This window comes from Actinomyces viscosus (assembly GCF_900637975.1).
Classification (GTDB): Bacteria; Actinomycetota; Actinomycetes; order Actinomycetales; family Actinomycetaceae; genus Actinomyces; species Actinomyces viscosus.
The window spans coordinates 3,304,999-3,319,162 of record NZ_LR134477.1 but is presented as its reverse complement, the minus strand read 5'-3'; the positions used below and the strand labels follow the sequence as shown (position 1 = coordinate 3,319,162).

General features: G+C 71.5%; 12 protein-coding genes. 6 read left to right on the top strand and 6 right to left on the bottom strand.

From position 1 onward, the window contains the following. The first annotated feature begins 23 nt into the window (after positions 1 to 23). Positions 24 to 1,595 carry a peptide MFS transporter gene (locus EL340_RS14005; protein ID WP_126415130.1) on the top strand — a complete coding sequence of 524 codons (1,572 nt, stop codon included), beginning with the start codon at positions 24 to 26 and terminating at the stop codon, positions 1,593 to 1,595. A 185-nt stretch (positions 1,596 to 1,780) separates the two neighbouring features. Here EL340_RS14005 and fepB read toward each other — a convergent pair whose 3' ends face one another. The 4 genes from fepB to EL340_RS13985 are packed head-to-tail and all read right to left on the bottom strand — an operon-like array spanning position 1,781 to position 6,082. Then, on the bottom strand, positions 1,781 to 2,857 hold the full coding sequence (gene fepB / locus EL340_RS14000; protein WP_126415129.1) for a Fe2+-enterobactin ABC transporter substrate-binding protein: 1,077 nt from the start codon (positions 2,855 to 2,857) through the stop codon (positions 1,781 to 1,783). Continuing rightward, positions 2,854 to 3,852 (bottom strand): ABC transporter ATP-binding protein, encoded by a 999-nt coding sequence (locus EL340_RS13995; RefSeq protein ID WP_126415533.1) that lies wholly within the window; start codon positions 3,850 to 3,852, stop codon positions 2,854 to 2,856. The genes fepB and EL340_RS13995 overlap by 4 nt, the downstream gene beginning before the upstream one ends. 5 nt (positions 3,853 to 3,857) lie before the next feature. Continuing rightward, a complete protein-coding gene (locus EL340_RS13990) occupies positions 3,858 to 4,976 on the bottom strand; it encodes a FecCD family ABC transporter permease (RefSeq protein ID WP_126415128.1) in 1,119 nt (372 codons plus the stop codon). Further along, positions 4,973 to 6,082 carry a FecCD family ABC transporter permease gene (locus EL340_RS13985; RefSeq protein ID WP_232023110.1) on the bottom strand — a complete coding sequence of 370 codons (1,110 nt, stop codon included), beginning with the start codon at positions 6,080 to 6,082 and terminating at the stop codon, positions 4,973 to 4,975. Before EL340_RS13985 ends, EL340_RS13990 begins: the two co-directional genes overlap by 4 nt. 221 nt (positions 6,083 to 6,303) lie before the next feature. Here EL340_RS13985 and EL340_RS13980 point away from each other — a divergent pair, with 221 nt between their 5' ends. From EL340_RS13980 to EL340_RS13960, 5 genes are all read left to right on the top strand, one after another. Next, positions 6,304 to 6,828: a PadR family transcriptional regulator gene (locus tag EL340_RS13980; RefSeq protein WP_126415127.1), complete on the top strand. Its 525-nt coding sequence runs from the start codon at positions 6,304 to 6,306 to the stop codon at positions 6,826 to 6,828. A 113-nt stretch (positions 6,829 to 6,941) separates the two neighbouring features. After that, positions 6,942 to 7,736 carry an ABC transporter ATP-binding protein gene (locus EL340_RS13975; RefSeq protein WP_126415531.1) on the top strand — a complete coding sequence of 265 codons (795 nt, stop codon included), beginning with the start codon at positions 6,942 to 6,944 and terminating at the stop codon, positions 7,734 to 7,736. Further along, positions 7,733 to 9,943, top strand: coding sequence for an FtsX-like permease family protein (locus EL340_RS13970; RefSeq protein ID WP_126415126.1), 2,211 nt, complete (start codon positions 7,733 to 7,735; stop codon positions 9,941 to 9,943). Before EL340_RS13975 ends, EL340_RS13970 begins: the two co-directional genes overlap by 4 nt. A 210-nt stretch (positions 9,944 to 10,153) precedes the next feature. After that, positions 10,154 to 10,534: a hypothetical protein gene (locus EL340_RS13965; protein WP_126415125.1), complete on the top strand. Its 381-nt coding sequence runs from the start codon at positions 10,154 to 10,156 to the stop codon at positions 10,532 to 10,534. 44 nt (positions 10,535 to 10,578) lie between these two features. Beyond that, on the top strand, positions 10,579 to 11,148 hold the full coding sequence (locus EL340_RS13960; RefSeq protein WP_126415124.1) for a DivIVA domain-containing protein: 570 nt from the start codon (positions 10,579 to 10,581) through the stop codon (positions 11,146 to 11,148). Between the two features lie 161 nt (positions 11,149 to 11,309). On the opposite strand, the gene EL340_RS13955 is transcribed toward EL340_RS13960, so the two are convergent. Continuing rightward, positions 11,310 to 12,266 carry an NAD(P)H-dependent flavin oxidoreductase gene (locus EL340_RS13955; RefSeq protein WP_126415123.1) on the bottom strand — a complete coding sequence of 319 codons (957 nt, stop codon included), beginning with the start codon at positions 12,264 to 12,266 and terminating at the stop codon, positions 11,310 to 11,312. 94 nt (positions 12,267 to 12,360) lie between these two features. Further along, positions 12,361 to 14,079, bottom strand: coding sequence for a lysine--tRNA ligase (locus EL340_RS13950; RefSeq protein WP_126415122.1), 1,719 nt, complete (start codon positions 14,077 to 14,079; stop codon positions 12,361 to 12,363). Positions 14,080 to 14,164 lie beyond the last annotated feature (85 nt).

Genomic DNA, 14,164 nt, shown 5'->3' with positions numbered 1-14,164 from the left:
CGACCACAGGAAGGGAGAGTCTTATGCCAACGACCCCGACTCCCGTCGAGGACGATCTCGAAACCAGCCGGATGATCTCCAGCCGGTGGCGGCCCGACACCTTGCGCATGACGCCGTCGAAGGAGGATCGCGGACTGTTCGGTCACCCCCGGGGGCTGCCGTGGATGCTCAACGTGGAGATGTGGGAGCGCTTCTCCTACTACGGGATGCGCGCCATCCTGCTGTACTTCATCACCGACACGGTGGCCAACGGCGGCCTGGGCCTGAGCGACAACTCCGGGCAGGTCATCCTCGCCTCCTACAGCGCGGCCGTCTACCTGCTGGCGATCCCCGGCGGCATCTTCGCCGACCGCATCATCGGGCCGTGGCTGTCCACCCTCTACGGCGGGGTGGTCATCATGGCCGGCCACATCTGCCTGTCGATCCCTGTAACCGCCCTGTCCTGGCTGGGGATCGTGCTGGTGGCCGTGGGCACCGGCTTCATCAAGCCGAACCTGTCCACGATCGTCGGGGGCCTCTACGATGACGACGATCCCCGACGTGATGCCGGCTTCCAACTGTTCTACATGTCGGTGAACCTCGGGTCCCTGGCCTCCCCGCTGGTGACGGGCTGGCTGCGCGAGCACTACGGCTACCACGCCGGGTTCTCCTCGGCCGCCGTCGGCATGGCGGTGGCCCTGGCGGCCTTCGTCTACGGGCGCCACAAGCTCTCGGCCTTCGCCTTCACCGTCCCCAACCCCATCCGCCCCGAGGAGCGCCAACGTCTCCTCATGGTGTCGGTGGCGACCCTGGCGGGCACGGCCGCGCTCGTAGCCGTCCTGAGCAGCCTGACCGGCAGCCTGCTGGACGCCATCTCCACCACCATGCTCATCATCCCGGCGGGCGCGGCGCTGGGCTACTTCACGCTCATGTTCCGCTCCCCGAAGGTCACTGCCCGCGAGCGCACCCACCTGCGCGCCTACATCCCCCTGTGGATCGGGGCGGTGCTCTTCTTCATGATCTCCGAGCAGGCAGCAGGCAAGATGGCCACCTTCGCCAAGGCCAACACGGACGGCCGCATCCCCCTGCTGGGCTGGGTCATCAATCCTGAGACCTACCAGTCCATCAACCCGGCCACGATCGTCATCCTGGCCCCGTTCATCGGGTGGCTGTTCACCCGCCGGGCCGGCAGGTTCCCCTCGACCATCATGAAGTTCGCGATCTCGGTGCTCATCATCGGCTCATCGGCCTTCATCCTGGGCTACGGTTTCCAGGCCTGGCCGGGCGGGCAGGACCTGGCCCCCTGGTGGTTCCTGGCCGTGGTGTTCATCATCCAGACCGTCAGTGAGCTCTTCCTGTCCCCGGTGGGGCTGGCGACGACGTCGGCGCTGGCGCCCAAGAACTTCGCCTCCCAGACGATGAGCCTGTGGCTGCTGACGACCGCGACCGGTCAGGGGCTCGCCGGCTTCATCATCGCCCAGACGGAGAACGTCGCGAACTCCACCTACTACTACGGACTGGGCGCAGTGACGGTCGCCGTGGCCGTCATCCTGTTCGTCGTCGCCCCCTGGACGGAGCGGCAGATGGCCGACGTCGGGGTGACCTCGCAGGACTAGCCGCCAAGACCGCCGTTCCAGCCGCGCCTTCGTAGGGTAGGTCTCGCGTTCGTACCCTCTACCCCTCCGACCTCGACCCGTAAGGTACGACCGCGAGCCCCGGCCGCCGATGGGCTAACGGGAAAAAGGGGGTGCCCCGGGCGGCTGGCCCGGGGCACCCCCGTCGCTGGTCGGATCAGGCGAGGTCAGGAGGCCTTGGGGTAGGCCTTCTGGACGGCGTCGAGCATCTCGAGGGCCGAGTAGTAGTCCAGCCGGAAGGACGAGGGCGGCATGTACTGCACCTTGCCGCCGGTCACCGGGGCGGCCGAGCTGAAGGTCTCGTTGCTGGTGACGGCGGTCTTGGCGGTCTCGTCAGCGGCGATGACCACCCAGTTGTCGCCGGTCAGCCCGGCCTGGACGTTCTCAGGCGAGAGCTGGACGATGTCCTTGCGCTCACCCATGGACTGGTCGCCCTTGACGGAGTCGGGGACGGCGGCGATGGTGAAGCCCAGGTCCTTGAGGAGCTGGACCTGCGGGGCCTCCTCAGTGAAGGCGTTGGCGCCCTTGGTGCCGTCGCCCGGGACGGTGAAGACCGACGTCGACCCCTGCGGGACCGAGATGGCGCTCTTGGCCTTCTCCGCCTTGGTGTTGTAGTCCTGGATGACGGAGTCGGCCTTGGCCTGGCGGCCGGTGGCCTGGCCCAGGGTCTTGGTCACGTCCTGCCAGGAGTGCGAGCCGTAGTCGATGACGAGGACCGGCACCTCGAGCTGGCGCAGGCTGTCGACGACCTTGACGGCCGAGTCCTGGCCCGTCTTGGCGACGATGATGAGGTCGGGGTTGTCGCCGGCCACGGTCTGGGCAAGGTTGTCCTCCGTACCGTCGATGGCCTTGACACCCTTGTCAGTGGCCTGCTTGGACCACTGGACGAAGAAGCCGTTGTCGTCGGTCTTGTCATCCTTCTTCTTGGCGGGGGTCGAGGCGACCACCGGGGCATCGATGGCCAGGAGCGAGCCGGTGAGCGTCACGGAGGTGGACACGATGCTCTTGGGCTCGGCCTTGATCTCGACGTCGACGCCGTCGTCACCCTTGATGGTGACCGGCCAGGTGGCCTGCGGGGAGGCGGCCGACGACGCGGCGCCGGAGGCCCCTGCTGAGGCTGCGGCGGTTGAGGTGGAGGTCGAGTCGGAGGAGCCGCAGGCCGCCAGTCCGGTACTCAGCACCATGGCGACGACGGCGACGAGGCCCTGTCTCAAGCGGCGGGCGCGCCGCGTGGATGCGTTCATCTGTCGGTGTTCCTTTCTTGTCCGTCCTGCTGGGAGCGAGCAGTCGGGCTGATACCTGCCGAGGCGGGCTCGGCAGTGGACTGTGGAGCGGGGGCGGCGGGCACGGAGTCCGGGCCGGAGCCCGCCTGCGCGGCCGCGCCCAGGTTGCGGGGCACCACCATGGGGGTGCCGGCCACCGGGTCGGGGGCGATGACGGCCTCCAGGCCGAAGACCTCCTCGATGAGGTCCTCGGTGAGGATCCGGCGCGGGGAGCCGGTGACGCGCACCCGGCCGGCATGCATGACGATCATGTGCTCGGCGCAGCGTGCGGCCTGGTTGAGGTCGTGCAGGACGGCCACCACCGTGCGCCCGTCGGCGTTGAGGCGGCGGCACAGCTGGAGGATGTCGACCTGGTGGGCCAGGTCGAGGAAGGTGGTGGGCTCATCCAGGAGGATCGTCTCGGTGCCCTGGGCCAGGGCCAGGGCGATCCACACCCGCTGGCGCTGGCCGCCACTGAGCTCGTCGACGGGACGGGCGGCCAGCTCGGTGACGCCCACCATCTCCATGGCCTCCTCGACGGCGTCGCGGTCCTGGGGCGACCACTGGCGGAACAGGCCCTGGTGGGGGAAGCGGCCGCGGGCCACGAGGTCGCGCACCAGCATGCCGCTGGGCACGACGGCGCTCTGGGGCAGCAGGCCGACCCGGCGGGCCACCTCCTTGGTGCCCAGGCGGGCGATGTCGGCGCCGTCGAGCAGGACCGCGCCGCGGGCGGGCCGGTGCAGGCGGGCCAGGGCGCGCAGCAGCGTGGACTTCCCGCAGGCGTTGGGGCCCACGATGGCGGTGAAGACACCGGCCGGGATGTCGACGTCGAGGTCGCGGGAGACGACGTGGCGCTCGTAGGCGATGGTCGCGCCCCGGGCGGCCAGGCGAGCCGAGGAGGCGGCCGGCCCAGAGGCGACGGAGGAGTCCGTGGGCGGCTCGGCGGGCAGGTCCGAGAGCTCCGAGGAGCTGGGCAGGTCGGTCACAGGGGTCTCCTTCCGCGCGCCGCCACGGTCAGCGCCACCATGAGGTAGAGCCCGCCGACGGCGTTGGTCACCACGCTGACGGGCATCGACTCGAGCACCAGCTGGCTGAGCAGGTCGGCGCCCACCAGCAGGAGGCTCCCGGTCAGGCCGCTCACCAGCAGCGGGGGCTGCGGGGAGCCGGTGAGGAGCCGGGCGAGGTGGGGCGCGACGAGGGCCACGAAGCCGATGGGGCCGGCCGCCATCGTCACCACCGCCACCAGCACCGTGCCCAGCAGGATGAGGACGGCGCTGACGCGGCGGGTGGGGCTGCCCAGGATCGTGGACACCTGCTCGCCCAGGGACAGGACCTGCAGGTGCCTGCCGGCCAGCAGGGTGAGGGTCACGGCGACCGCGATGGCCAGGCAGGTCGGGGTGACCACCGGCCACCGGGCCGCCCCGAGGGTGCCGGTGATGGCCTTGAGGGCGCCCAGGCCCTGATCGTCGTCGACCCGCACCAGGAGCCAGCGGTTGACCGACACGAGCATCGAGCTGATGGCGATGCCCACCAGGATGAAGCGCAGCCCGGTGAATCCACCGCGCAGGGAGACGAGGTAGGTCACCGTCCCCACGGCGGCGCCGCCGATGAAGGAGGCCAGGGAGGTGGACAGCATGCCGCCGGGCAGGAGCAGGACGCTGACCAGGATCCCGGTCTGCGCGCCGGTGCTGAAGCCGATGAGGTCGGGCGAGCCCAGGGGGTTGCGGGTGATGGTCTGGAAGACGGCGCCGGCCACGCCCAGGGCCAGGCCCGCTACGAGCCCCAGCAGGATCCGGGGCAGCTTCCACATGACGACGACGATCTGGACGATCCGGCGCCCCTGCCCTCGGAGGGCGTCGATGACCTCCTGGGTGGAGACGGTGAACCTCCCCAGACGCAGGGCGGCGACGGCCACCGCGAGGCTGAGCGCCAGCAGGACGAGGCCGATGACGACGTGGCGCGGCCTGATGAGCACCGACCAGCGGCCGACGACGATCCACAACCGCCCGGCGTCGGTGCCCACGTGGAGGCGGCGGCGCGGGCCTGCGGCGACGGGCGGGCGCGTCGGTGCCAGTGCGCGGTGCGGCTCGCCGGCCCTCATGAGGCTCGGTCCTTCATCCGCAGGACCATGAGCAGCAGGACGGGTGAGCCGACGAAGGCTGTCAGCAGGCCGACCTGCATCTCTCCGGGGCGGGCCAGGACGCGGCCCAGGACGTCGGCGGCCAGGACGACGGCGGGCCCCACCAGCGCGCACAGCGCCACGATCCAGCCCCGGTGGGGTCCCATGAGCCAGGAGGCCGTCAGGGGCGCCATGAGTCCGACGAAGCCGATGGGGCCGGCCACCGTGGTGGCGGTGGCACACAGGACGGTGATGACCGCCAGGCTCGCCGCCCGCACGAGGCCGACCCGGGTGCCCAGGGCGGCCGCGACGTCGTCGCCCAGGGCGATGTTGTCCAGGGCGCCGGCCAGGAGGAGGGCCGCGCCGATCCCCAGGAGCACGAGGGCCGCCATGGCCGGCAGGGGGATGTCGGCGCGGGTCAGGGAGCCGACCTCCCAGTCGATGAAGGTGCGGAACAGGTTCGGCATCGTCAGCACGACGCCGCGGATGACCGCCTCGGCGAAGGCCGAGAAGGCCACGCCGATGAGGACCAGGCGCACCGGCGAGCCGCCGCCCGCTCCACCCACGGCGCTGCCGATCATGCCGATGACCTGGACGAGCGCGGTAGCCGCCAGGGCGCCGCCGGCCGCCAGGGCCAGCTGGCCGGGCACCGGGAGCACGCCGAGCGCGGCGGTCCCCAGGACGATGCCCAGTGAGGCGCCGGCGTTGACGCCGAGCAGGCCGGGCTCGGCCAGGGGGTTGCGGGTGACGGCCTGCATGACCGCGCCGGCCACTGCCAGGGCCGCTCCAACGAGCAGGCCGATGAGGGTGCGCTGGACGCGCAGGACGTTGATGTTGTAGCTGACGTTGGAGGCGTCCGGGTGGAGCAGGTAGTGGACGACCTGGTCGGCGGGGATCTTCGAGGAGCCGATGAGCAGGGAGGCCAGGATGCTCGCGGCCAGCAGCGCGGCGGCGGCCAGGAGGATGAGCGGGCGCCCAGGGCGAGGGCCGGGACCGGGGCGGGTGCCGGCCGTCTGTCCACCCGCTCCGGGTGGCGTCGCGCGGGTGCAAGAGGGGCGAGCACCGCTGCCGATGTCCTCCTCCGACATCAGGCCTCCCCCCGCTCCCCACAACAAAGGCACGCCTAACCTAAAGGTGCGTCCGGGGCCTGTCAAACATGGTCCGACCCGTCATTTTGATAGCTGAGACGATGTCCGTGCACCTCCCGCGCCGCCTCGGATCGAGGCTCTCACCCGCCCGAGCAGCAGGAGGCGATCTCCTCCTCACGGAGTATGCCGCGAGTGTATACACTCAGCGTATAGTCGCGAGCATGGAATCACGACTCACTCTTCTGGGCCTGCTCAGCGCGGGCCCGGGGCACGGCTACGACCTCAAGCGCTCCTGGGACCACTGGTTCGCCGCCTCCAGGCCGCTGGCCTACGGGCAGGTCTACGCCACGCTCGCCCGCCTGGTGCGTGACGGGCTCATCACCCAGGTCGAGGCCGAGGCGGGCGCCGGCCCGGAGCGCAAGCGCTACGAGGTCACCGACGCCGGTCGGGACGCCGTCGAGCAGTGGCTCCTGACCCCCGTCACCCCCGCCGGCGACGTCCAGGCGGACATCTTCGCCAAGACCGTCATCGCCCTCATGCTCGACGACGACGCCGGTCGGCTCCTCGACCTCCAGCGCGCCGAGCACATGGCGCGCATGCGCGAGCTGACCCGCCTCAAGCAGGACGGCGACCTGCGCACGGTGCTGCTGGCCGACCACGCCCTGTTCCACATCGAGGCCGACCTGCGCTGGATGGAGACCACCGCGGCCCGCCTGAGCGAGCTGAGGGCGGAGGTGCGCTCATGAGCACCACCGCCCACGCGGCCTGCGGCACCCGCACGGACGCCGGCGTCGGTGTCGGTGCCGGCGTCGGCCTTGAGTCCCGGCCCCAGACGGCGCGGCGCCCGGGCGAGGTCATCATGCGCGCCCGAGGACTGGAGATGAGCTTCGGGCAGACCCGCGCGCTGCGCGGCGTCGACCTGGACCTCCTGTCCGGCGAGGTCCTGGCCGTCACCGGCCCGTCGGGCTCGGGCAAGTCCACGCTCCTGCACGTCATGGCCGGGGTCCTCGTGCCCGACGCCGGCAGCGTCAGCTACTACGGCGCCGGAGCGTCCCGGGGCGGCGCGACGGACCCCGCCGAGGACACGGCCGCGGACACCACTGCGGATGTCTCAGTGGATGCCTCGGTGGACATCGCGGCCCTCGACGAGGCCGCCCGCAGTCGCCTGCGCCTGAGCGAGTTCGGCTTCGTCTTCCAGTTCGGCCAGCTCCTGCCGGACCTGACCGCCCTGGACAACGTCACCATCCCCCTGCTGCTGGCCGGGGCCCCGCGCCGGAGGGCGCTGGCCCGGGCCCGCGAGGCGCTGGGAGAGCTGGGGCTGAGCGAGCACCTGGACAAGCGGCCCGGCCAGCTCTCGGGCGGGCAGGCCCAGCGGGCCGCCGTCGCGCGGGCGCTGGTGACCAACCCGCGCCTCCTCTTCGCCGACGAGCCCACCGGATCCCTGGACTCCCTGGCCGCCGAGCGGACCATGGAGGTGCTGCTGGAATCGGTGCGCTCGCGCGGCGCCGGCCTGGTCATCATCACTCACGACGCGCGCGTGGCCGCCTACGCCGACCGGGAGGTCACCGTGCGCGACGGCCGTATCGGCGCCGGGGCCATCCAGTCGGCACGGCCCGCGCAGCGCGCACCGGAGAGGCCGGAGGAACGGTCATGAGCCGCATCGCCCTGACCCGGCTGCTCGTCGCCAACGACAGCTCAGCCCGGCGCCGCCTGGCCGGGATCGTCGCCGGGGTCATGGTGGGGGTGGCCCTGTTCCTCATGCTGCTGGCCGCCGCCCAGGCCTTCCCCGAGCGCAGCCTGCGCTCCAGCTGGGCAGACTCCGCCCTCCTGTCCGGCTGGCAGCAGCCGACCCATCAGGACCTCCAGCCCGACCACGTCCTGGCCGACAACGAGCTGGCCGTCGCCAGCGGCCTCGACACGGTGGGCGACGAGACGATCACGCTCCTGCAGGTGGCCCTGCCCGAGTCGGGGGCGACCTCGGTGACGATCCCCGGCTCCGACGTCGTCCCGAGGCCGGGCGAGTACCTCGCCTCCCCCGCCCTGGCCAGGCGCATCGTCTCCCTTCCGGCCGACCAGCTCGGCGACCGCTACGGGAAGCAGGTGGGCATCCTCTCCCCCGACGCTGTCGAGGGCCCGGACTCGCTGGTGGCCGTCGTCGGGACGGACCTGGGGACCGTGGCGGCCTCGCAGTCCCACATTCCTCCCCAGGTGGTCACCGCGTTCACGGGTGTTCCCTACGAGAACGAGGCCTACCGGATCGCCATGCTCATCGGCGCCATCGCGGTGCTCGTCCCCGCGCTGCTGCTCGTCGGGATCGTCACCGACCTGGGGGCGGCGCAGCGGGCGGAGCGCTTCGCGACGCTGCGGCTCATCGGGGCCACGCCCCAGCAGGTGGCCCGCACCGCAGCCCTCGAGATCGGGGCCACCACCTTGGTCGGCGCCCTGGCCGGCGTGGCGCTCTACCTGGCCATGATTCCCGTGGCCGCGCAGATCACGCTGGGCTCCAGCCGCTTCTACTACTCCGACCTGCTGCGCTCGCCGGTCAACGCGGTTCTCGCCGTCGGCATGACCACGGCGGGGGCGGCGGCCGTGGCCTGGTGGCGAACGCGGCGGGCCGACCTCGGCCCGCTGGGCGGGTCCCGGGAGCGCACCGAGCGCCGGCCCCGCCTCATCTCGCTGGCACCCGTGGTCCTGGGAATGGTGGGGCTGGTGAGTACTCCGACGGTGGCGCGTCAGGACTCCTCGCTCACCATCTACCTGCTGCCCGTGTCCTTCCTGTGCACGATGCTGGGGCTGCTGTGGGCCGGGCCGCTCCTGACCTGGTGGGTGGCGCGAGGCGGCCGGGCCCTGGCCCGCTCGGCGGCTCAGGTCATCGGCTTCAACCGGATCGCCCAGCATCCGCGGGCGGTCTTCAGAGCGGTGGCGGGCGTCGTCGTCGCCGTCTACGCCATGACGGTGTTCGCCGTGGCCATCACGGTGGCCGCGGGGACCCGTGACGTCACGCAGGGCGGTGGGCGCCTGAGCCCCACGACGCTCACGGCGGTGCTGGCCGGCGGCGACGAGGAGACCCTGGGGCGGGCCGTTGAGCGGATCGCCGCCGTCCCCGGGGTGACGACGGTCGCGGTAGGACGGATCAGTGGCGACCCCGGGCGGGAGGCGCAGGTCGTCCTCGAGGCCGACAAGGCCGAGGCTCTCGGGGCGCCGCACGTCGAGGCACCCGACGGCGCGGTGAGCATCAGCACCCGCTGGCTGTACGAGAACGTGGCCGCCTCACCGGTAGCGGTCAGCGCCGCCGAGGCAGGCACCGTCCGCGCTCAGGGGGTTCCCGTCATCCTCGTGGGCACCGACCCGGCCAGCTCCGGGGCCGTTGAGCGAGCCCGGACCGCGCTGCTCACCTCCGACCTGGTACTGGGAAGCTCACCCACCTCCCCCGGCTCCGTCCAGAGCATCCAGGCCTCGGCCATGGAGAACCAGTTCGCCCGCCTCGGCTACATCGGCATCCTCATCGCCGCCGGCATCTCCGCGGTGTCGCTCGGAGTCTCGACGGTGGCGGCGCTGCTGGGGCGCAGGCGCGTCCTGGGCCTGCTGCGCCTGGTCGGCATGCCTGCGGGGACACTGCGCTCCATGGTCTCCTACGAGACGGTGGTGCCGGCGGCCACGGCCCTGGTCATGAGCGTCGGCCTGGGCTGGTTGACCGCCTGGTCGCTCGTCGGCGGCGTGTCGGGTCGCCGCATCAGCTGGCCGAGCCTCGGCTACTGGCTGGTGCTGGGGGCCTGCCTGGTGCTGGTGGCGGCGGCGACCCTGGCCGGCGCCCGCTACGCCCGCCGCATGCTGGCCGGCACCACCGTCCGCTTCGAGTAGCAACGGCACGTAGTGTCCAAATCTGTAACAAAGGCCTTGACCGGGCTCAGTCGCAGAAAAGAAAACCGCATGATTCTGCGGTTTCTTTTGGCGGAATGATGGCCTCTGAACTCCTTTGTCACAGATTTGGACACAAGTCCCTCCTCCACACCCGGGCACCGGGGAGAACAACCCCCGGTGCCCGGCGTCGATCTGGGATAGAACAGGGCCATGACCGCTGCTCGGACCGATGCCGCCCCAGGCGCCTCCTGCGCGTCCTGCCCGAGGCCGCCGGCACTCAAGGCGCCGGATCTCCGTCGCCCGCGCGACGGCGGAGCCGATGAGCTGGCCGCCGGTGAGATGGTCGAGGACCTGCAGCTGGCCGGAGCGGACCTCAGCGGGGTCGACGCCCAGCGGGTCCGTTTCGAGGAGAGCCGGGTCGGCACGCTGCGGCTGTGTGACGGGAGCCTGGCCGATGTCGACCTGCGGGGCCTTGAGATGAAGGTGGTCAGCGGCGTCGGCTCCCTGGGTGGGGCAACTGTCAGTGGCCAGCAGCTCGCGGAGCTCGCCCCACTCATGGCCGCCCACCTGGGGCTGCGGGTGGACGGATAGAATCACAGACCGATATCAAACCCTCGACGCAGGAGATACGACGCATGGCGCTACTGACATCTGACGACGTCCTCAACGTGAAGTTCAATGTCTCCTCGTTCAAGGAGGGTTACGAGCAGAACGAGGTCGACGAGCTCCTCGATGAGGTCACCACCACGATGCGAGGGCTGGAGGAACGGATCGCCGGCTCACCGCAGTCCCCCTCCCACCGGGCCGCCGAGATCCTTCTGACCTCCAGGGACGTCAGGAACCGCCGGCTGTCCACCACCAGGTGGTCGGGTTATCACATCGATGAGGTCGACGCCTTTCTCGACCAGGTCGTCTCCTCGATGGAGGCCCTTGAGAGCAGCGTGCGTCGCGCAGGCGCCGGTCCGCAGGCCTACGGAGCCGAGGCAAGCGGTTACGGCGCGTCGGCCGGCGCTTACGGATCAGTTGCAGGCGGTGCTCCCGGTCAGGTCGGAGCTCCCGGTCAGGTCGGAGCTCCCGGCGGCCCGCGGTACGCCGAGGCGATCGCCCAGCGCGACCAGTACATCGCCCAGCTCCAGGAGGAGAACGCCTACCTGCGCGCTGACCTCGAGGCCGCCCAGCGCCGTCTGGGCACCTCCGGCCTCTAAGCCGGGGCGAAAGTCTGTCAGGTGTCGCGGACGCACCTGAGAGTCCGCAGACGGCCACAGGTGAGTCGCCGGGTCCTATGGTGCGTCCGCGAGCCCCCGAGTGGCCCAGTACTGGCAGGCTTGTATCGTGGCCCCGTGAGGGAGCCGTGCCCGGAGGCCGCTCAGGCGTGCTCGCGCCAGCCGGTCATCATCCGCTCGATGAGCTCGGCGACGCTCGGCTCGTCGTGGATGAGGGAGATCGCCGTGTTGACGCTGATGATGCCCGCCTCAAGGTCGCCGTCGACCATGCCGACGCGCACGGCCTCGGAGGCGACCAGCCGCGCGGAGGCGGCCTCGGCGTCGCCGTCGGAGTGGTACTGCTCGGCGAGCCCGCGCGCGTAGGGAGTCAGCACCGAGCGGCGTGACGGCGCCACCCAGTCGACGTCCCAGCCGGTGGCGTTGATGATCGCCTGCTTGGCGGAGCCGGCCAGCGGGGACTCCCGGGTCACCATGAGGCGGGTGCCCACGAAGACGCCCTGCGCGCCGAGCGCCTGGGCGGCGGCCACGCCCCGGGCGTCGTTGATGGCCCCGGCGGCGATCACCGGTACGCGGGCGGCGTCGACGAAGGTCGGCACGATGGAGAAGGTCCCGGTCGAGACGCTCGGGGTGATGCCGCCCTCGTCGTGGCCGGTGGCGACGATGAGGTCCGCCCCGAAGTCCTCGGCCCGGCGCAGCTCCTCCAGGGTCGGGTTGAGGGGACGGTGGATGATGACGGCGCCGGAGTCCTGGATCCTGCGGAAGGTGTCGGCGTCGGGCTCCCCGATCGTCACGTAGGCCTCGATGCCCTCCTCGAGAGCAACCTCAAGGGTCCGCTCGGAGAACTCGTTGCCGGGGGCGACGAGCAGGTTGAGTCCGATCGGCTTGTCGGTGAGCTCGCGCGTGCCCCGGATGGCGGCCCGGGTGCGCTCGGCAGTCTCCACCGGATCGGTGGTCACCGTGGTCTGGCCCGCGTTCACGCCGACGACGCCCAGGCCGCCGGCGTTGGCCACCGCCGCCACAAAGCCGGGGTTCGTCATCCAGTTCATGGGGGCCTGGATGAAGGGGTACCACGTTCCGAGGATGTCTGTCACAGCGCTCATGGGCGCTGCAACCGGCGCTCACGGCCGGTTATTCCGGTGGTTACTCCGACGCCGCGCCCCGGGAGACCGCCGGGGCGGGCGCCAGCCACCCGGGTCAGTTCCGCTTGACCAGGGGGAAGGTGATGGTCTCGCGGATCCCCTGGCCGGTGAGCACCATGAGGAGGCGGTCGATGCCCATGCCCATGCCGCCGCTGGGCGGGAAGCCCTGCTCCATGGCGACCAGGAAGTCCTCGTCCAGGACCATGGCCTCGGGGTCGCCCTTGGCGGCCGCGAGCGCCTGGGCCTCGAAGCGCTCGCGCTGGACCACGGGGTCGGCGAGCTCGGAGTAGGCGGTGGCGGTCTCGAAGCCGCGCACGTAGAGGTCCCACTTCTCGGTCAGGCCCGGCCGGCTGCGGTGGTAGCGGGTCAGCGGCGAGGTGTCCTCGGGGAAGTCGTAGACGAAGGTGGGCGCCCACAGCTTGTTGCCGACGAGCTCCTCGAAGATGTCCTCGACGACCTTGCCGGCCACGGCGTAGTCGTCCACCTCCAGGCCGATCCGCTCGGCGTGCGCGACGAGCTGGGCGCGCGGGGTCTCGACGGTGATCTCCTCGCCGAGGGCCTCGGAGACGGAGGTGTAGAGGTCGATCTTGTCCCAGTCGCCCGACAGGTCGTACTCAGTGCCGTCGGCGAGCGTGACGACCTCGCCGCCCTCGGGCAGGCCGAAGGCGTCGCGCGCCGCCTGCTGGACGAGATTGCGGGTCAGCTCGGCCATGCCGTCGTAGTCGGAGTAGGCCTCGTAGGCCTCCAGGGCGGTGAACTCCGGGGAGTGGGAGGAGTCGGCGCCCTCGTTGCGGAAGTTGCGGTTGATCTCGAAGACGCGGTCGACGCCGCCGACCACGGCGCGCTTGAGGTAGATCTCCGTGGCGATGCGCAGGTAGAGATCCATGTCGAAGGCGTTCATGTGGGTGATGAACGGGCGCGCGGCCGCCCCGCCGTGCACGACCTGGAGCATGGGGGTCTCCAGCTCCAGGTAGTCGCGGCGGAAGAAGTTCTCGCGGATGGAGCGCACGACGGCGGCGCGGGTGCGCACCATGTCCCGGGCAGCGGGCCGGGTAAGCAGGTCGAGCTCACGACGGCGCACGCGCTGCTCCTCCGAGAGCGTCACCGCCTCGCCGGCCTCGTTGGTCCAGGTCTTGGGCAGGGGGCGCAGGGCCTTGGAGGCGATCCGCCAGGCGGGGACCTCGACGTCGTCGTCCCCGGCCGCGGCGGCCTCGACGCCGCCGCGCAGGACGGGCTCGGCCATGACGGACAGCTCGCCGCGGCGCGAGGAGATGACGCGGCCGTGGACGAAGAGGTGGTCGCCCAGGTCGACGTCGGCCTTGAAGGCGGCCAGGCAGGTGTGGCCCTCGGCGGGCAGGGCCTTGGCCGAGAGCATGGCCTGGAGGGTGGCGCCGGCCCCGTCCTGGAGGGTGACGAAGCACAGGCGGCCGGTGTTGCGCAGGAAGACGACGCGGCCGGCGACGCCGACGACGTCGTCAGTCTCCTGGCCGGCCTCGAGGTGGGAGTAGGCCTGGCGCACGGCGGCGATCGTGGTGGTGACGGGCACGGAGACCGGATAGGGGTCCCAGCCCTCGCCGCGCAGGCGCTCACGCTTGCCGGCACGGACCTCGAACTGCTCGCCCGGGCCCGGGTCGGCCTTGGGCTGCTTGGGCTGGTCCGACTGGTCCGCCGAGCCGTTCGGGGTCTTCGAGGCCTTCGGGGACTTGGGGGACTCGGTGCCGGCGGGGGCGTCGGTGGCGGTCAGGTCGGGGCTGGGGGTGCTCTCGTCTGTCACGTGAGGGAGTCTAACGGCGCGCGCCCGCGCCGGTCGCCCCTCGGGGGTCGACGACGCCCGCACCACACTCGATCCTGGTCACACC